This window comes from Ruegeria sp. BHSA163, from assembly GCF_059613365.1.
Genome location: NZ_JBXWSJ010000003.1, coordinates 109,369 through 128,557, shown reverse-complemented (window position 1 = coordinate 128,557; position 19,189 = coordinate 109,369). Strand labels below are relative to the sequence as shown.

The 19,189-nt window shown below is 52.7% G+C and carries 17 protein-coding genes; 12 read left to right on the top strand and 5 right to left on the bottom strand.

Annotation, left to right across the window (positions count from 1 at the left end; translation table 11 throughout):
- Nucleotides 1-8: 8 nt before the first annotated feature.
- Entirely contained in the window at nucleotides 9-1,808 is a 1,800-nt protein-coding gene (locus tag AC2FNV_RS03010) for an IlvD/Edd family dehydratase (protein ID WP_170603988.1), read from the bottom strand.
- Nucleotides 1,805-2,563, bottom strand: coding sequence for an SDR family oxidoreductase (locus AC2FNV_RS03005; protein WP_170603990.1), 759 nt, complete (start codon nucleotides 2,561-2,563; stop codon nucleotides 1,805-1,807). The genes AC2FNV_RS03010 and AC2FNV_RS03005 overlap by 4 nt, the downstream gene beginning before the upstream one ends.
- 189 nt (nucleotides 2,564-2,752) lie before the next feature.
- Here AC2FNV_RS03005 and AC2FNV_RS03000 point away from each other — a divergent pair, with 189 nt between their 5' ends.
- Complete coding sequence (locus AC2FNV_RS03000; RefSeq protein WP_170603992.1) at nucleotides 2,753-3,637, top strand: NAD(P)-dependent oxidoreductase; 885 nt, start codon at nucleotides 2,753-2,755, stop codon at nucleotides 3,635-3,637.
- On the top strand, nucleotides 3,634-4,602 hold the full coding sequence (denD, locus tag AC2FNV_RS02995; protein WP_170603994.1) for a D-erythronate dehydrogenase: 969 nt from the start codon (nucleotides 3,634-3,636) through the stop codon (nucleotides 4,600-4,602). The genes AC2FNV_RS03000 and denD overlap by 4 nt, the downstream gene beginning before the upstream one ends.
- Here denD and AC2FNV_RS02990 read toward each other — a convergent pair.
- The gene (locus AC2FNV_RS02990; RefSeq protein ID WP_170603996.1) at nucleotides 4,599-5,249 is read right to left on the bottom strand and encodes a GntR family transcriptional regulator; all 651 of its coding nucleotides are present in this window, start codon (nucleotides 5,247-5,249) and stop codon (nucleotides 4,599-4,601) included. The two genes, denD and AC2FNV_RS02990, sit on opposite strands and share 4 nt — an antisense overlap.
- A 197-nt stretch (nucleotides 5,250-5,446) precedes the next feature.
- On the opposite strand from AC2FNV_RS02990, the gene AC2FNV_RS02985 reads away from it, so the two are divergent.
- The 10 genes from AC2FNV_RS02985 to AC2FNV_RS02940 all read left to right on the top strand — a co-directional run bounded on the left by AC2FNV_RS02985 (nucleotide 5,447) and on the right by AC2FNV_RS02940 (nucleotide 16,659).
- Complete coding sequence (locus AC2FNV_RS02985; protein WP_170476213.1) at nucleotides 5,447-6,460, top strand: TRAP transporter substrate-binding protein; 1,014 nt, start codon at nucleotides 5,447-5,449, stop codon at nucleotides 6,458-6,460.
- A gap of 75 nt (nucleotides 6,461-6,535) precedes the next feature.
- Nucleotides 6,536-7,702, top strand: coding sequence for a mandelate racemase/muconate lactonizing enzyme family protein (locus AC2FNV_RS02980; protein ID WP_170603998.1), 1,167 nt, complete (start codon nucleotides 6,536-6,538; stop codon nucleotides 7,700-7,702).
- Nucleotides 7,703-7,714: 12 nt separating this feature from the next.
- On the top strand, nucleotides 7,715-8,569 hold the full coding sequence (locus AC2FNV_RS02975) for a TRAP transporter small permease subunit (protein ID WP_170604001.1): 855 nt from the start codon (nucleotides 7,715-7,717) through the stop codon (nucleotides 8,567-8,569).
- Nucleotides 8,569-10,398 (top strand): TRAP transporter large permease, encoded by a 1,830-nt coding sequence (locus AC2FNV_RS02970; protein ID WP_170604003.1) that lies wholly within the window; start codon nucleotides 8,569-8,571, stop codon nucleotides 10,396-10,398. The genes AC2FNV_RS02975 and AC2FNV_RS02970 overlap by 1 nt, the downstream gene beginning before the upstream one ends.
- A gap of 12 nt (nucleotides 10,399-10,410) precedes the next feature.
- Nucleotides 10,411-11,358 carry a phytanoyl-CoA dioxygenase family protein gene (locus AC2FNV_RS02965; RefSeq protein WP_170604005.1) on the top strand — a complete coding sequence of 316 codons (948 nt, stop codon included), beginning with the start codon at nucleotides 10,411-10,413 and terminating at the stop codon, nucleotides 11,356-11,358.
- 3 nt (nucleotides 11,359-11,361) lie between these two features.
- A complete protein-coding gene (locus AC2FNV_RS02960) occupies nucleotides 11,362-12,873 on the top strand; it encodes a UxaA family hydrolase (RefSeq protein ID WP_170476222.1) in 1,512 nt (503 codons plus the stop codon).
- Nucleotides 12,870-13,874 carry a Gfo/Idh/MocA family protein gene (locus AC2FNV_RS02955; protein WP_170604007.1) on the top strand — a complete coding sequence of 335 codons (1,005 nt, stop codon included), beginning with the start codon at nucleotides 12,870-12,872 and terminating at the stop codon, nucleotides 13,872-13,874. The genes AC2FNV_RS02960 and AC2FNV_RS02955 overlap by 4 nt, the downstream gene beginning before the upstream one ends.
- 152 nt (nucleotides 13,875-14,026) lie before the next feature.
- Nucleotides 14,027-14,914 (top strand): NAD(P)-dependent oxidoreductase, encoded by an 888-nt coding sequence (locus tag AC2FNV_RS02950; protein ID WP_170604008.1) that lies wholly within the window; start codon nucleotides 14,027-14,029, stop codon nucleotides 14,912-14,914.
- A gap of 3 nt (nucleotides 14,915-14,917) precedes the next feature.
- Entirely contained in the window at nucleotides 14,918-15,799 is an 882-nt protein-coding gene (locus tag AC2FNV_RS02945; protein ID WP_170604010.1) for a DMT family transporter, read from the top strand.
- Nucleotides 15,796-16,659 (top strand): sugar kinase, encoded by an 864-nt coding sequence (locus AC2FNV_RS02940; protein WP_170604012.1) that lies wholly within the window; start codon nucleotides 15,796-15,798, stop codon nucleotides 16,657-16,659. The genes AC2FNV_RS02945 and AC2FNV_RS02940 overlap by 4 nt, the downstream gene beginning before the upstream one ends.
- On the opposite strand, the gene AC2FNV_RS02935 is transcribed toward AC2FNV_RS02940, so the two are convergent.
- Both AC2FNV_RS02935 and uxaC read right to left on the bottom strand, forming a co-directional pair.
- Nucleotides 16,646-17,842 (bottom strand): mannitol dehydrogenase family protein, encoded by a 1,197-nt coding sequence (locus tag AC2FNV_RS02935; RefSeq protein WP_170604014.1) that lies wholly within the window; start codon nucleotides 17,840-17,842, stop codon nucleotides 16,646-16,648. The genes AC2FNV_RS02940 and AC2FNV_RS02935 overlap by 14 nt on opposite strands.
- Nucleotides 17,843-19,186: a glucuronate isomerase gene (gene uxaC, locus AC2FNV_RS02930; RefSeq protein ID WP_170604321.1), complete on the bottom strand. Its 1,344-nt coding sequence runs from the start codon at nucleotides 19,184-19,186 to the stop codon at nucleotides 17,843-17,845.
- Nucleotides 19,187-19,189 lie beyond the last annotated feature (3 nt).

Below are 19,189 nucleotides of genomic sequence, written 5' to 3'. Positions count from 1 at the left end.
AGTTCCTTTTAGTGATTATCGCGTGGCATGAACTGGCGCGCGATGTCTTTGTACTTGTCCGCCCCTTTCAGCGTCATTCCTCGATCCAGTCGATCGATTTTTTCGCGGAAAATCTCCTGCCATGGCGATTGGTTAGGTGGCATCGAATAACCGCCACTTGCCTCCAGTTCTCGGGCTCGCTCGTTTAGTACGTCCAATGGAACAAGCATATCAGCGGTGCCCTTTGCCAGATCGATTCGCAGCCGATCTCCGTTTCTCACAAGGGCAAGCCCGCCACCTTCGGCAGCCTCAGGAGAAGCGTTGAGAATGGAAGGACTTCCTGATGTACCAGATTGCCGACCATCGCCAATACATGGAAGTGCTTCGACGCCCTGTTTCAGCAGATATGATGGTGGTCGCATATTCACCACTTCGGCCGCCCCCGGATAACCTTTAGGACCGGCGCCTCGCATGATTAGGATACAATCGGCGTCGATATTTTCCGCTGGGTCATCTATCCGGTGATGAAAGTCTTCGGGTCCATCAAAGACGACGGCCCGCCCTTCAAACGCATCGGGATCTTCTGGGTTGGAAAGGTAAGCTTGGCGAAAGGCTGGCGAGATCACAGAAGTCTTCATGATCGCACTTTCGAAAAGGTTGCCGGATAAGTTGATAAATCCAGCCTGACTTTTGACAGGGTTGCTCGCCTGTTTGATCACGTCATCGTTCAATGATCGCCGTGATGACGAATTCTCGCCCATCGACTTGCCGTTCACAGTCAGTGCGCCTGGATTTGGCAGCAATCCCCCCGCTATCAATTCACCTACTACTGCAGGAACACCTCCAGCTTGTTGGTAGTCTTCACCAAGATATTTTCCTGCCGGCTGCATATTTACTAACAATGGGATATCGTGACCGAAGTTCTGCCAATCATCATTATTGAGTGGCACACCCAAGTGTCTGGCGATCGCGTTTAAATGAATTGGCGCATTCGTTGAGCCGCCAATCGCTGAATTAATTACAATCGCGTTTTCAAATGCCTCTCGCGTCATCACTCCGCTGGGGCGAAGATCTTCCCAAACCATCTCGACGATGCGTTTTCCGGTTTCATAACTGATTTGCCCGCGCTCTCGGTAAGGTGCTGGAATTGCAGCGGATCCTGGCAATTGCATCCCAAGAGCTTCTGCCAATGAGTTCATGGTCGTGGCTGTGCCCATGGTGTTGCAGTAACCAACTGAGGGCGCTGACGCAGCGGCGATTTCCATGAATTCATCCGTGTCAATTTCACCAGCTGCAAGATCTTCTCGCGCCTTCCAAATAACTGTCCCTGACCCGGCCCGTTCGCCTTTCCACCAACCGTTCAACATAGGACCGACTGAAAGGGCGATAGCAGGAATATTGACCGTGGCGGCTGCCATCAAAAGTGCCGGAGTCGTCTTGTCGCAGCCGATGTTCAGAACCACCCCATCCAAAGGGTATCCAAACAAACTTTCCACCAATGACAAATATGCAAGGTTTCGATCAAGTGAGGCTGTGGGCCGTTTGCCAGTTTCCTGAATCGGGTGCACCGGGATTTCAATGCACGTCCCACCAGCCGCTATAATTCCGTCACGAACACGCTTGGACAACTCGATATGGTGACGATTGCACGGGCTCAGATCACTACCCGTTTGGGCAATACCGATAATCGGCTTGCCGGATTGCAGCTCCTCCCGGGTCAGCCCGTAGTTTAGATACCTCTCGAGATAAAGAGCGGTCATTTCGAGATTTTCAGAGTTCATAAACCACTTGCGTGAGCGCAAGTCGTCAATCGAAATTTTCTTTGTCATTGGCCTGACCAACCCCCATCAATTATGTGCGTATGTCCCGTTGTAAACGCGCTCTCATCGCTTGCCAGATAAACAACCAGAGCCGCTATTTCTTCTGCTTTGGCTACTCGCCCCATAGGTTGCCGGGCAACGAACTGGGCAAGTGCCTTTTCCCGGCTGCCCAACTGCTCGCCCAGTGCATCAACCCTATTCCTCCAGCTAGGACTATCGACTGTGCCGGGGCAAATGCAATTGCACCGGATACCCTGCGTAATAAAGTCCACGGCAACCGACTTTGTCAGTCCGACAACGGCGGCCTTTGTCGTCCCATAAATAAAACGGTTCGGCGCGCCGATTATAGAACCCAAGGCAGAAGACATATTAATAATCGAGCCTTCACCGCGCTCTAGCATAGCTGGCAAGGAAGCCTTGATTGTCCGGACCATCGAACGGACATTCAGGTTCGATGCGAATTCCAACTCGTCATCCGTCGAATCCAGAATAGTGCCGTGATGTACGAATCCCGCGCAGTTGAACAAAACGTTCGGGTCCGCTCTTTTTACACCCTCGCGCACACTGTCGTCGCTCAGCACATCCATCTCGAAAATTTCGATATTTTCGAGATTCCCGTCGCGAATCGAAGATAGGCCTTCAAGGTTAATATCTGTTGCGAAAACCTGTGCGCCCTCTTTTGCCATAGCGATGGCGCTAGCACGCCCAATCCCCTGACCAGCGGCCGTAACCAAGACACGCTTTCCCTTAAGTCTTTCTGCCATATGGAAAATTTAACCTTCTGAACATGTTTCGAACAAGCGGGACTTCGTACACTTACCCAATCCAAAAGCAAAAAACCAACGATGGTTTTTCAACGACTTCTGGTGCATGACCCTCAATACGTTAGCGTATGACAGGTAAACCGGTTTGACCATAACCAAGCTCGGAACCACTTTGGAAGGACTGGCGATATGAGCGATCTGCAAAACGTGACACTGATCGGCACCGGCTTGATGGGTGCGCCCATGGCGCAAAACCTGATGAAGGCGGGTTACCCACTTACCGTATGGAACCGTAGCCCGGAAAAGGTGAAGCCGCTTGTCAGGGAAGGTGCAAGGACGACCACGACAGCAGCCGAGGCCATTGCGGGAGCGGACATAATAATAACGATGTTATCTGACGGACACGCGACAGGCGCCCTTTTATCAGACCCCTCATTTTTCGATTCGCTAGACCCCGGAATGATCTGGATCGACATGTCCAGTGCCAAGCCTGAACACGCACGTGCACAATCCAAAAAACTAGCCGCAAAGGAGATTGCTCATCTGGATGCTCCCGTCTCTGGCGGAACCAAAGGTGCGCAGGCCGGAACCTTGGCAATAATGGTCGGTGGCGAAAAATCGGTTATGGAGAAAGTTGGCACAGTCCTTTCCGCAATGGGTCGACCTGTTCACGTCGGCCCAAGCGGTGCGGGACAGCTTTGCAAGCTTGCTAACCAAGCAATTGTTGCCGTCACAATATCCGCTGTCGCAGAGGCAACACTGTTGGCTGAAAAGGGCGGCGCCGATCCGGCTGCGTTGCGTGCCGCACTAAGGGGCGGATTTGCAGACAGCGTAATCCTACAACAGCATGGCGAGCGTATGTCCGAAGGTAACTTTGTCCCTGGGGGGTTATCCAAGTTTCAATTAAAAGATCTCAACAATACATTGGATGAAGCAAACTCTCTGAAACTAGAGTTGCCTACGACCCGGTCAGTGCGCGATCGTTTCGAGTATCTGATTGAAGAAATGAATGGCGCCGAGCTTGATCACTCGGCGCTCTATCTGGAACTCAAAAGACGGAATGGACTGACGTGAAGAAAGTACTTGTAATCGGCGGCGGTGGAATGTTGGGGCAAAAACTGGCGCACCGGATTGAGACCGAAATGGAACTTGGCCATGATGCGCAAATCACGCTTTTCGATCTGTATTTCCCCGACAATGGCATCGACGCGACTAGGGTGCACGGGGATATTTCACACTCAGACAAGGCGAAAGAGTTGGCCGCCCAGCGCTACGACGTGATCTTTCATCTTGCTGCAATCGTCTCGGGTCATGCAGAAATCGACTTTCCCTTGGGTTGGGACGTCAACCTCATGGCGACGTGGGAGTTGCTGAATGCACTTAAGGCCGAGCACGACGCATCCAAAGGCACCTATCGGCCGAAGATGGTATTCGCGTCGTCAATCGCAGTTTTCGGAGCACCCTTCCCCGACAAAATTGGCGATGACTTCCTGTGTGCCCCTTTGACAAGCTACGGGTCACAAAAAGCTGCCTCCGAGCTGATGGTCTCGGATTTCAGCCGCAAAGGATATATTGATGGAATTTCGCTTAGGTTGCCTACTTTGTGTGTTCGGCCGGGAAAGGCGAATGCTGCAGCTTCTTCTTTCTTCTCAGGAATAATTCGTGAGCCGCTGAACGGGAAAGAAGCCGAGTTGCCTGTTGTTGATACGGTTCGGCATTGGCATGCCAGTCCTCGCGCGGCTGCCGCGTTTCTCACTCACGCTGCAAATCTGGATACCCAATTGCTAAACGGTCGACGCGCTTTAAACATGCCGGGGGTAAGCTGCACCGTGGCTGAACAAATCGAAGCGTTACGAAATGTTGCCGGGCAAGAAGCGGTCAACCTAATCAAAAGCGTCCCCAATCCCGCAGTCGATGAGATTGTCAAAGGGTGGCCGCGTGACTTTCAACCAGATCGCGCATTAGGCCTTGGGTTTAAGGCAGAAACCAATTTCGAAGAAATCATTAGGGTGTACTTGGAAGACGATTTCCAACATTAGTCGCCCATCGTTCTACCGGTCAAATGCCGCTTGAGATGATCATGTATTTTCATCCGCGTCAGGTGTTCATCCCCTGACAACGCTGCTTCCAGAATGTTTGCGTGATGATCAATGTTTTCTGAGATAAAGCCAAACTTCCGATCCGCCACCATCAATTGCTGACGAAATTGTGCATAAATTCTTCCATGCATTTTCTTAAGTATTTCTGATCCACAAGCAGAAATCAGCGTTTCATGGAATTCTTTTTCTGACGCAAACCATATCGCAACCAGATCGCTTGGATCATTCGTGCCGTGTATGCGTTTTTCAATGTGACTGAGTTTATGATGCGCCGCGGTCAACCGCGCCTCCCAGTCAACACCGCCATTGCGGATCGACATAGAGGTTCCCTCTCCCTCCAACAAAATGCGCAAATGGGTAAGTTCAATTAGTTTTTGCGGCGACCGCTCGGGTACTCGAAACCCTCTTTGTTCTTGGAAGTCCGTCAGCCCAACCGAGGCAAGTCGGAAAAGTATTTCTCGAACGGTACTCGCCGAACAACCGTATTCCTTCCGCAATTCCTCCGCCCGCACCTTCGATCCGTGCTCGAATCCATTCGAGATGAGGCGCATCTTAAGGTCTTGATAAATATCGACTTCTTGATTCATTTGATCAGGTGCCTTCGGCTCTCATACACTAATGGTCGTAGAGATAATTTTGAATTATTGCAAGAATCTCGAAATTTTCAGGAATTTCAAATTTTTCTTGTTGCATTTGATTCGTCGGCTTAACGTCAAGCAGCGTGATTGCAATGGAGGCAGCAGGATCTTCAATCCGCGCAACGCTAAACGTCTGGGAGGACAATATGAAAATAGTCAAAACAGCGGCCATAGCGGCCGTAGCTACGACAATGGCCGCCGGTTTCGCGATGGCTCAAACGACCAAGCTTCGTATTCAAACACACTTCAGCCAGGAAACCCTGTCAGGTCAGCTTGCTGAAAAGTACATCAACGACATTCAGGAAATGTCGAATGGCGAAATCGAGGTCGAGATGTTCTATGCGTCCTCGGTTGTGAAATCGGCAGAGACTTTCGACGCAGCCGCAACGGGAATTCTTGACTGCGACATGACGGGCGGTGCTTACCAAACCGGTAAAAACCCAGCGTTCCAGTTCACTGGCGATCTCATGGGTGGCTACTCCAACCCTTATCAACAGATGGCGTGGCTCTTGCATGGTGACGGTCGCGCGGCGATCGACAAGCTTTATAAACAGCACAACATGAGCTTTGTGGGCTGGTGGATTCCGGGTCCTGAATCGTTGAGCTCCACGCGTCCGATCCGCGGCGTTGAAGACTTCAAAGACTGGAAATTCCGTTCGCCTCCGGGTCTGGCAACTAAAGTCTTTGCAAACCTTGGCGCATCTCCGATCGTGATGGACTTTAACGAGATCTTCACAGCGCTGGAGACCGGCATCATTGACGGTGCTGACGCGGCAAACCTTACCAACAACATCGGCCTTGGTCTTTACGACATAGCCAAGCACACCAACTACCCCGGCTTCCACTCCATGCCGGCGGACCACCTTGCATGCCGCACCGATGTCTGGGAAGCCATGCCAGCACATCACCGCAAGATCATGGAGGTCGCCATGGACAGCCTCGCGCTGCACAATGCGACCATAAACGAGGTGAAAAACGCGCAGAACGCGGTCGAACTGAAAGCCAAAGGCGTCAACCTCTATGAATGGTCGCCTGAAGAGTTGGGCAAATTCCGGACAGCGGTTAAAGCTGGCTGGGAAGAGTTCGCAACCACACCCGAAGCCCAGGAACTGCTGCAAAGCCACGTAGACTTCCTGATTGGCATTGGCGCTATGCAATAATCAGCCCTGTGGGTTGATTGAACAAAGGCGGCAGGGCTGGATGGTCCTGCCGCCTTTTGTCACCGGAACGCAGACATGAAGATAACGCGCATCACCAGCCACGTATTGTCGTGCGACATGCCCGAGCTTTTGGGATATTCGCAGCAATACTACGCGAAACGCAGCGCGCATCTGGTCGAGGTGGAAACCAACGAAGGCGTAACTGGCTGGGGTGAATGCTTTGGGCCGGGAAATGTCGCTCTGGCCAACAAGAGCATCGTCGAAAAGGTGATCCAACCTTTGATTGCCGGGGACAATCCAATGAATCGCGATGCGATCTGGCACAAGGTCTATAACCTTCTGCGGGATCATGGACAAAAGGGCATGCCGCTTCAGGCATTGTCTGGTGTTGATATCGCGTTGTGGGACATTGCAGGAAAGATCACCGGGCAGCCGATCTATAACCTGCTGGGCGGCGCGCATCGCAACAGTGTTGGGGTCTATGGGTACGGCATGATGCTGCGGCCCGAATCAGTGACCGAACTGGCTGCGCGCTTTGTGGATGAGGCTGCGGAAATCCGAGAAGCGGGATTTGCCGCCACCAAGATGAAAATCGGACTGGGCCCCCGTGAGGACGCCAAACTTGCAGCAGCCGTTCGCAAAGGTGTGGGTGAAGACTTCGACTTTATGGCGGATGCCAACCACGCCTACACAACTTCAGATGCATTCTATGTGGGGCGGGCGCTCGATGAATTAGGCGCGTACTGGTTTGAAGAACCTGTGGCCCCCGAAGATCACGCTGGTTATTCCGAACTGCGCCGCAGTCTGAAGATCAACATTGCCGGCGGCGAAGCTGAATTCAACCGATGGGGCTGGAAGGCGCTGTTGGAGAGCAGAGGGCTCGACATTGCGCAACCCGAGGTTTGCGCGCTTGGTGGCATAACGGAATACCAGCGCGTTCTGAGCCTGTGCCATGCCCATTTCACGCCAGTTGTGAACCACGTCTGGGGCTCTGCCATTGCCGTTGCGGCCAACTTGCAACTGCTCGCAGCCATGCCGCCTTTGCCCGGCGGGCTGTTTCCGCGCGAGCCTTGGCTGGAATTCGATACGACAGAAAACCGGTTCCGCGACGAGTTACTGAGCGTGCCGTTAAACATTCAAAACCAGGTCAAAACCAATGCGGGTCGCGTGGCGATACCTGATGGGCCGGGACTGGGCGTCACACCAGACCGCGAAGTAATCGAACATTATAAAATTTGCTGACGAGGGGGAGGAATGATCGTGGAAGAAGAAACGGGTACCTTTTGGGAATGGGTGATCCCTATGTGTTTCGTGCTCTGCGCAAGTTGGGCGATCTGGCACATACCTGCATATATCCTGACCTGGGCTCCGCATGAAAACGAATCGAAGCTGGCACAAATTACAGCTGTGCTGGAAGGGTCGGATATTGCGCCCAATCTTCCCGGCCTTTTTGGCGGATTTGCGGACATCATCGACTACACCGCGCTGTTTCTGCTTCCAGTCTTTCTGATCTTGGGTATGCGCGGCGTTCGCGTGGCCTCGATGGAGTTTCAGCATTACAGGCCCATAGATCGGTTTGCGCTGTTCTTTGGACGGGTAACGATGATGCTGATCCTGCTCATGACCAGCGTCATGCTATATGAGGTTTTCCTGCGCTACGCCCTTGAGGCCCCTACACTCTGGGCAAATGAGCTGACACTCTGGATTGGCGGGTTCGTCTTTTTGTGCTCGGGTCTATACGGGATGCAACAGCGCAGCCACATCCGGATCTTTATCCTCTACGATGTGTGCCCGCGCTGGCTGCAAAAGATTTTCGACACAATCTGGACGCTTGTTTTCGTGATCTTCGCCGCCGGTCTGGTTTTTGGCAGCTACAAGCAGGTGTTCATCACCAAGTTCCACAATTGGGAGCTTTTCGGCACGGCCTTTGACCCACCTATCCCGGCAACGGTTCAGCCCGCTGTTCTGATCATCATCTGCCTTGTGGCAATACAGGCGGTGATCAACTTAATCTGTGACTGGAATCTCGAACCTGAAAAACACACCGCCGCCGACGACATTGATGAAGAAGAGCTTGAAGCCATCAAACGCGCAGTAGGAGACAAGTAATGGATATTGGAACGATCTCGCTTGTCGTCGTTTGCGGCCTAATTGTTCTGCTGGCCATCGGGATGCCGCTTGGTCTCGCCTCGGGTGCTCTGGCGCTTGTTGTACTTGTGCTGAAGTTCGAACCGACGCTGCTGACGGACCCGCAGTGCTATCTCTGGGCAACGTGTCCGGATCTGAACATCCCCGGCATGCTGACGGCACGACCGGGAACCGGGGCACTTTACATTCTCTTACAGAAGATATTCGATCTTATGACCGAATATGTTCTGTTGTCGGTTCCATTGTTCATCTTCATGGCGGCCCTGCTGGAAAGATCGGGGATCGCCAAAGGCATGTATGACGCATTGGACTATTGGCTGTCGAACGTGCGTGGCGGCATCGCCGTTGTAACCTCCCTGATGGCTGTCATCATGGCAGCGATGTCCGGCATCATTGGAGGCGAAGTTGTTCTGCTGGGTCTGATCGCCTTGCCGCAGATGCTGAGGCTCGGATACAACCAGAATCTTGCAATCGGCACGATCTGTGCCTCAGGATCTTTGGGCACCATGATCCCGCCCTCAATCGTTCTGATCATTTATGGTCTCATCACCGAGACATCGATTAAGAACCTATTTACCGGTGCTTTCATTCCCGGCTTCATGCTGGCCTCATTCATCATCATCTACATTCTGGTGCGCGTTAATCTGGACCCAAGTCAGGCCCCGCTGCCGGAGCGAAAACCCCATGAAACGGACGGGATGCACAAAGGAGCACTTTTCGGAGCATTCCTGTCGATCATGGGCGCAGCGGGCGCTTCCGTACTCTTATTGCGCGCGTTGTTTTTCCTTGTTAGCGGACAGTATATCCTTGAGGAAGGCGAAGATCCGATCTCGCTGGGGATGCCCTATCACATTCCTTATATCGCAGCGTGGCTGGGCGGTTTTCTGGTGCTGGCGCTGTTTGTATTTGGACGCAAGCGCAGCGCACTTGGGTGGAAATACGGCAAGGGTCTTGTTGCGCCCTTTACCATCATCGGCGTCGTTCTCGGCTCCATCTACGGAGGGATCACGGGCATTACCGAAGCTGCTGGAATGGGCGCGCTCGCAGTCTTTCTGATTTCGATCATCATGGACCGCAGCTGGCCGGACTGGAAGGCGCTATTCAAAGACAACATGATCAAGGTGATCGCCATCCTGATCGCCACGACAATCGTCGCCTTTGGCCTTGGAACCTTTATCGGCGGCGAGCAAAAAGCGATCTGGATATCCATGACCTACATCGTAGTGTTCTTTTACTGGTGTATGCGGGCACCAGGCAAAGTGCCATTGGTCTGGGACGGTCTGATGCGCACGTTGCGGTCTACCGGGACAATCATCTGGGTTACAATTGGTGCTGCGGCGCTGGCAGGTGCCTATACCCTTGCAGGAGGCCCCACATTTATCGCCAATATGATCGTCGGCTCTGAGATGCCGACCATGCTGGTCCTGCTTAGCATGATGGTCATCCTCTTATTCATGGGCGCATTCATGGACTGGGTCGGCATCGTATTGCTGATCATCCCGGTATTCCTGCCTATCGTGCGCAAGCTCCCGATTGAAGAAATCGGTTTCATTGGCCAGCTGGATCCCAAACACCTTTCTGTGTGGTTCGGGGTTCTGTTTTGTATGAATATGCAGGTAAGCTTTCTGTCACCACCCTTTGGTCCGGCGGCCTTTTACCTGAAATCGGTTGCGCCTCCTCACATATCGCTGACAGATATCTTCCGCGGGTTCCTGCCGTTCATTTGCATACAGCTGCTTGCTTTGTCTGTGCTGTTGATCTGGCCGCCCATCGTCGAGATCCTTTTGTAAGGAGGTAACACCATGCTGACGCAAGAACAAAAGTCGCAGTTTGAGCGCGACGGCTATCTTGTATTGGAAAACGTCATTGACGAAGCCACTCGTCAGGCTGTGGTCGATGAGTACGCGGCTTTGATGGACAAGCTTTACCACCGCTGGCACGCCGAGGGCAAAGTGCAGGCCGCCACGTCGGATATGGGATTTTGGGACAAACTGGATGTGGCTTACAAATCCGGTTTCGACTGGTATCAACCGCTCGATATTTCCCTGCCCCACGCTGACATCACCGAAGAAACGCCCATGCATTTTGGGCCGGCGGTATTCGACATGGCAACGCATCCGCGTATTCTCGACATTGTCGAGAGCCTCATCGGACCTGAACTTACGTCAAACCCCATACAGCACGTCCGGATAAAGCCACCCGAAAGAAATGTCGCAAAGGACGAGATCCGGGCGCACATCGTATCGACCGACTGGCATCAGGATCAGGGAGTGACTTTGGAAAGCGCCGATAAGACCGAGATGATCACCGTTTGGCTCGCCATAACGGACGCCACGGTCGAGAACGGTTGCCTCCAAGTCAAACCAGGTCGCGGAACGGAATTGCTGCCGCACTGCTCGCTCAAACAAACCGGCATCCGCGAACGCTATCTGCCACAGCAAGAGGCTGTTCCGTGCCCCGTGAAAGCCGGCGGTGCCGTAATCTTTCATCCGCTCACTCCGCACGCAAGTCTGTCGAACCGCTCAGACGGATACCGCTGGTCATTTGATCTGCGCTATAATGTGACCGGCCAAAGCACCGGGCGCGACCATTTTCCCAGCTTTGTCGCAAGGTCGCGCGCAAAGCCGGAAACCGAATTGCGGGACTGGCGCAAATGGCGCGGCCTTTGGGAGGATACGCGCCTGCGTGTCGCCAACAGCCCTCATATTGAACAACATCGGTGGCCCACCTCCGGACCATATTGCGCCTGACTCATGAAACATTACGTCCGTCTTGATCCCTCCGACAATGTCGTCACCGCGACCCGCGCTCTCGAAGCAGGAACGCAAATCGGAGCATGCGCCACGCGTGCGCTTATTCCTTCAGGCCACAAGATCGCCATTGCCCCCATCGCCAAGGGCGCTGAAATCCGCAAGTACGCTCAACTGATCGGCTACGCTGCCGAGGACATAGAACCGGGCGATCACGTGCACACTCAGAATGTGGACTTTCGCAATACCGATACCGCTTACGAATACGCAACGGACCTGCGTCCGGTGACACCGGTGTCCGAGGCTGATCGAGACACTTTCATGGGGTACCGTCGTGCCAATGGTCGTGTCGGAACACGTAACTACATCGCGATTGTCACTTCGGTAAACTGCTCGGCCACCGCCGCGCGCATGATTGCCAACCACTTCACGCCCGACATTATGGAAAAGTACCCGAATGTCGACGGCGTCGTCGCTTTTGTGCATGGAACCGGCTGCGGTATCGGAGGCGACGGAGAAGGGTTCGAAGCACTGCAGCGCGTAATGTGGGGATACGCACGCCACCCCAACCACGCCGGAGTTCTCATGGTCGGACTGGGGTGCGAAATGAACCAAATCGACTGGCTGCTGGAAGCTTACGGCCTGCGTCAGGGACCCTGTTTTCAAGTAATGAACATTCAGTCTGTCGCCGGGTTGCGCAAGACGGTGGAACTGGGGATCGAAAAGGTCTCGGCTATGTTGCCCATCGCCAATGAAGCACAGCGCGAGCCGTGCCCCGCCTCTGAACTGATGGTCGCCTTGCAATGCGGCGGCTCAGACGCTTGGTCCGGGATTACTGCCAATCCAGCGTTGGGCTATGCCTGCGATCTGCTGGTAGCACAGGGCGGTACCGGCGTGCTGGCTGAAACCCCCGAAATCTATGGGGCCGAACACTTGCTGACCCGCCGCGCCGTTGACAGAGATACCGGCGAGCGGTTGGTCGGTCTGGTGCGCTGGTGGGAAGACTATACCGAGCGCAACAAGGGCTCGATGGACAACAACCCGTCGCCCGGAAACAAGGCAGGCGGTTTGACCACGATCCTTGAAAAATCCCTCGGGGCCGCCGCCAAGGGAGGGACCTCTCCGTTAAACGGCGTTTTCAAATACGCTGAACCCGTCACTGCGAACGGTTTCGTTTTCATGGACAGCCCCGGGTATGACCCTGCATCTGTCACAGGTCAGATTGCCGCTGGCTGCAACCTCGTGTGCTTTACAACTGGGCGCGGGTCGGCCTTTGGATCAAAGCCCAGCCCGACCATCAAAGTTGCGACAAACTCGACTATGGCCAAACGCATGGTTGAGGATATGGACGTGGATGCAGGCACCATTCTGACCGATGGCGTGTCAGTCGAGGATAAGGGCCGAGAGATCTATAAGCTATTCCTGCGCGTTGCCTCTGGCGAGGCGAGCAAATCAGAAGCTCAGGGACTTGGTGATTACGAGTTCGTACCTTGGCAAATCGGAGCGGTAATGTGAAGCGGTTGCTGGTCGTTGGGGGCGGACTCATTGGTATTCGGCACGTTCACGCAGTAAAACAAAACCCCAACTGCACGTTGGTTGGCCTAGCAGATCCCGATACATCGATTGAGATAGACGCAAAGCGCTTTGTTTCTATGGACGACGTCAACGAAGAGGTTGATGGTGTTATCATCGCCACACCAACGCATCTTCACGCGACGCACGGCGTTTCTGCTGCATCGAGGGGATGGCATATGTTGATCGAAAAGCCGGTCGCAGAAAGTTTGGAAGAAGCCGAAACACTAAAAAATGCTGTTTCAAATGCAGGCATACACACCCTTGTCGGCCACCACCGGCGTTATCATCAGACCTTGCAAAGATTGAAAAGCCACATTGAACAAGGCGCAATCGGTAAGGTCGTAAACGTTTCGTTGATTTGGGCAATGCGCAAGCCAGACAGTTATTTTGAGGGAAACTGGCGCACCTCTGGCGGAAGCCCCGTCATGATAAATTTAGTCCACGATATAGACGTACTACGCTTCGCAATCGGCGAAATCTCCGAAGTTGTTGCCTTACGCGGGGCTTCGGTCCGTGGAGCGAACCGAATAGAAAGCGGAGCGGTAGCGATTGCGTTTGATAATGGCGCGACTGGAACAATCAGCTTTGCCGATACTACTCCCAGCCCATGGGGTTTTGAGGCTGGTATTGGCGAAAACCCAAATATTGGCACAACTCATCAAGACATGATGTGGATCACGGGTACCGAAGGTGCAATTAGTTTCCCGTCGCTGAACCTGTGGAACGGTCGTGATTGGGGTACGGCAGCGCAAAAAGAGCAGCTGCCAAAACCAGTTCAAAAACGAACTCCGCTTGAGGCTCAGTTAGATCATTTCCTAGAAGTGATCGATGGTGCGCCTCCGCTTATCGACGTTTCCGATGCAGCGCGAACTCTAGCCGTCGCAACTACGATAGAAGCCGCGCTCAAAGAGCAAGTAACTCACATTCAAGCTAGGGCTTGAAATCTAATTGCGATTATCCCGAATGGGCAGTCTACCTGGCCCAGGTCAAAAAGAATGAGGATCGATTTCAGGGCGTTGTCGGGCTTAAAAAACAGAAACCTCGGCTTCAGATGCGTTGATGAAACCGACTTTACAGATTGAAAGGAAAACCAATGAGCAAACCATCTATTGGGTTCATCGGCCTGGGACTAATGGGCGGAGCCATGGTTAACCGCCTGCAGGACTTGGGGTATTCAATTACAGTACTTGGCAATCGCGATCGAACTTATTTGGATGCGGCAATCGTCCGTGGCGCGCGCGAAGCTGAAAACGCTAAACAGCTGGCAAAATCAAGCGACATAGTGATGCTTTGTATGGGGACATCTGAACAGGTCGAAAACCGCATGCGCGGGGATAACGGCGTCATTTCCGGACTGAATAATGGGGCTATTGTTGTTGATTTTGGCACTTCGCTTCCTGGCAGCACCAGAGCTTTGGCTCAAGAAGTTGCTGACGCAGGCGGCAGCTTCTTGGACGCCCCTCTTGGCCGGACACCTTCACATGCGCTGGAGGGGAAGCTGAATATCATGACCTCAGGGGATAAAACGGCTTTTGACAGAGCAGAACCCGTTTTGAAGGACTTGGGAGAAAACGTATTCTATCTCGGTGCAGTTGGATCGGGGCATACGATAAAACTGATCAACAATTTCTTTGGAATGACCGTCGCAAACGCAATGGCCGAAGCGTTTGCGATGGCTGACGTCGCAGGAGTAAACCGGAAACAGGTGTATGACGTAATGGCCGCCGGGCCTTTGCACTCGGGCATGATGGACTTCGTGAAAGCGTACGGTGTTGAGAAAGATCCAAATCAGTTGGCTTTTGCGATCAAGAACGCTGCAAAGGATCTTGGGTATTATGACCAAATGGCGCGAGATGCAGGAGTGACAAGCGTAATGTCGCAGGGAACGCTTGCTGCATTAAACGATGCGCGAGATAACGGTCAGGCAGATGACATGGTCAGCCAAATGGTCGACTATTATGTAAATCGCTTCAAGACCTGATTGATGGCCGTCACCGCCAGCTCAACCGCGGACCTGCCGCGTCTTGGCATCTTGTTGATGCTGTCGGCATGGCTGCTGTTTTCTTTTGTTGATTTGGGCGCAAAGTGGCTGGCCGTGGCCGGAATTCCGGCGTTTCAATTGGCCTTTATGAGGTATGCTGGGCACTTTGTGATCTCACTAGGTGTGATCGCGAAAGGCGGAGTGGATCCAAGCCGGTTTAAAACCGATCATCCTTGGCAGGTCATCAGCAGGGCGCTTCTTCTGATATCCGCGACTGTTTTAAATTTCTACGCGCTGCAATTCCTTCCGTTGACGGTGGTGTCGGCCATAATGTTTTCAAGCCCTGTCATCGTGTGTTTTCTTTCAGTTTTTGTGCTGAATGAATCTGTTGGCCCTTGGCGTTGGGCTGCCATCTTGCTGGGATTTGTGGGCGTCCTTGTTGTCGTTCGACCATTTGGAGCCTCATTTCATCCGACAATGCTCCTTATCATCTACAATTCGACGGCGCTAGCGCTCTATTCAATTATGACCCGAAAACTTTCCGGAATCGTTGCTGTCGATACAATGCAATTTTATCTGGGGTTAGTCGGAACAGTCGTATTGCTGCCATTTGCTTTGTGGTTCTGGATTCAACCTGAGAACGCTTGGGGTTTGATTGTTCTAATCGGGTTAGGCGTGTTTGGTTGGGGCGGACATCAACTGCTCACCAATGCTCATCGATTTGGTACGGCCAACCAGTTGATGCCTTTCACTTATTCGTTCCTGATTTATGTGGCGATTTGGGGCTATCTGTTTTTTGGAACAGTACCTGACGGCAGTACGCTCGCAGGTGCTGCACTGATAATGACTGCGGGGCTGATTATCTGGAAACGGGAAAAAAAATGACTCGAATAGCCTGCATCGGCGAAGCAATGATTGAATTGTCCATATTGGATGATGGCGCAATAGTGGGCGTTGCTGGCGATACTCTGAACACCGCAATCTACCTGCACCGTCAAGCACCTGATTTGCAAGTGGATTACGTTACCTGCATTGGGGATGATCCGTTTTCAAATCGAATATCCGAGTTTATTTCCGGCCATGGTATTGGAACAGCAGAGATCCATACCATTGCCGGTGCATCTCCTGGTCTTTACGCAATTACAACATCTCACAGTGGTGAACGCAGCTTTACTTATTGGCGAAGTGAGTCCGCTGCGCGGCAACTGTTTTCCGACCTCGATTTTAGTGGACTGGAAATTTACGACGCATTGTACTTGTCCGGAATTTCAGTGGCCATCCTCCCGCACGAAGTCAGGATTGCTTTGCTGAATTGGCTCGATCGAAACCCAGCCAAGTTTATCTACGACAGCAATTATCGACCACGCCTCTGGGAAAGTGCTGATCACGCCCGGCAAATTAATGAACGGCTTTGGCACCGTGCAGACGTGGCCTTGCCATCGATCGACGACGAGATGGCCTTGTTTGGTGAAAGCGCCGAACAAGTCGCCGATCGGTTCGCCAAACACCCCGGCCTTGGTGCCTTAAAACGTGGCGCACAAGGTCCCCTTTCAATCGGTGAAGAGGTACATCAAACCTATTTGCCAGCGGAAAACGTTGTGGATACAACTGCCGCCGGCGACAGTTTTAATGGAGGATACTTGGCCGCTTTGTTGTCCGGAAAATCGCAGGCCGAGGCATTGCTGGCTGGTCATGCGATGGCATCCAAGGTTGTGCAGTTTAGGGGCGCTATTATTCCTGAATAAGCTGCGCTAAATCCTCGGCCCCTATGAGTTTCAATAATCCGATTTCGGGTTCAGATTGTTTAGCTATTCGAGCGATCTCGACAGCTTTGGGATCGTTTACAAGCCTGCCATTAGCTGTCTCCGTAAGACAATACGATATCCACGCTCGCATTCCTTCAACAACCGCATTCGATCCCGTTTCCCGCAACGTAGGAACAAACCGGTAAGGCAGCTTTTGACTCCCATCCATTGCTATTTGGTCCAAACGATGAGCCAACTCCGGGTTTTCGAACCTTCTCATCAGCGCATCCAAATAAGCTGAAACCTGATCCTGAATTTGAGACGGCAAAGTTGAAGCGGCATCTTTCATCAACTGAATTACAAGTGTGCGCAAAACTGGGTCTTGAACAGCCTCATGCACATATTCCAAACCCCTCGCGAGCCCGGCATACGCCAAGAATGAATGTGCGCCATTCAACATGCGAAGCTTTCGCATTTCGTACGGCGCTACGTCTTGAACAATCTGAACACCCGGCCAATCTGGTCGTGGCCCCGCAAAATCGTCTTCAATCACCCATTCCGAAAACGCTTCGGTTGGAACAGCCATCGGATCGCCGCTTATAGCGCGGACGGTATCTGTTGTGGCCGGAGTGATCCGGTCCACCATCGAATTTGGGAAGCGAATGGCACTCCAGTCTATTTCCAATTCTGCGGCGGCCGCGAATTCGACAACTGCACCTTTCAACGCCGTACCGTTTCCGACTTGGTTGTCACAACTCAGCACCGTCACAGGACTAGTTCGTCCGACCAACCCGAATGCAAGAAAACCAATAAGTGTCGAAGGTCCCTGCCCTGCAAGGTCAGCCGCGACTGCCGGGTCGGCAAAGTTCAACTGCCCTTTCGCGTCCAGATGATAGCCTTTCTCGGTTACAGTCGCCGATATGATCTCCACATTCTCCACGGCTTTGATAATCGCGTCTCGATCTTCCGGAACAACGAGAACATTGCGCAAGATATCGACCCGCTTCACGCCCTGCCCTTGCACGCATAAATCGTAGCGATAGCCTTGTTTAGCCAGTCCATCCCTGACCGAAGACGAGCGAAGGCTTACACCGACCACGTCCCAATCACCGGCTTGTTGCGTATAATCCAAAAGATGTGCACGAGCGAAATTTCCAAGTCCGAAATGTAGAATTGTGCCCATCTAGTTTTCCAACCCATAAACCTGCCGAGCGAGGTCCGTTGTAAGCAGCTTTGCCAGTCTTTCAGCGCTCTCCCGTCCAAATTGCCCGTTGGCCACTTGATCCGCCAAATGCACGGCTACACCCCGGCGCCACAGATCATGACGCGCGGGAATCGAAAGGAAGGCGCGTGTATCGTCGTTGAAGCCAGCCAAGTTAAAATATCCAGCAGTCTCAACAACTTGATCGAAATACCGCGCAATACCAGCCTGGCTATCGTGAAACCACCAAGGTGGACCAATACGAAGGCACGGCCAATGCCCTGCCATAGGTGCAAGTTCGCGGGCGTACGTTGCCTCGTCCAAAGTAAACAGCACGATCCTTAATTCTGCATTGTTCCCAACCCTGTTCAAAAGGGCGTCCAACCCATTTACCCAATCCATTGAAACCGGAATATCAGCCCCTTTGTCCCGGCCGAACTTTTTCATTATTACTTGGTTCGTGTTGCGCTTGCTGCCAGCATGAATCTGCATTGTCAGCCCGTCTTCGACTGACATCTGAGCCATTTCAATCAGCATATGCCCATAGAAGCGGTTTGCATCCTGCACTGACCCTTTCTGTTTCTTCAATCGTTGGTACAGTGCATCCGGATCATCCAACCATTCGGTTTGTGCAACTTGGATTCCGTGGTCGGTTGCCGTGCAGCCCATTTCAATGAAAAAAGCCCGGCGCTGTCTCAAAGCTTCCAAGAAACCCGCAAAGCCACCGACATCTGTGCCTGTCAAAACCTCAAGCTTTTCCAGATTCTGAGTAAAGCTTGGGTCGGTCGCGTCCAACACCCCGTCCGGACGAAAAGTCGGCACCACGCGACCACCCCATCCGCTTTCATGGATTGCCTTGTGATGAGAGAGATCGTCCAATGCCGAATCTGTTGTCGCCAGAACTTCTATGTCGAATTTATTGAATAATGCCCGTGGTTTATATTCGTCCCGCGCCAGCCGCTCTGAAATCTGATCATAAATTTCGTTGGCAGTTTGTGGAGACAAATCTTCTGAAATTCCCAGTGTTTCGCGCAGCACGTAGCTGATCCACACGCGTGACGGCGTTCCCAGAAAAAGATCCCAATGTTCGACAAAAGTGGCAAAAATTTTGCGTGGGTCGGTTTTGCGCCCCTCTTTGCCTACACCAAGTCGGTGCAACGGAACACCCTGCGAATAGAGCATTCTGAAAACATAGTGATCCGGAACAACCAATAGCTCAGCCGGGTTCGGAAATGGATCATCATTTGCGAACCAACTTGGGTCGCAATGCCCGTGTGGGGATACAATAGGCAAGTCCTTGACCCCAAGGTAAAGCTCTTCTGCCATCCC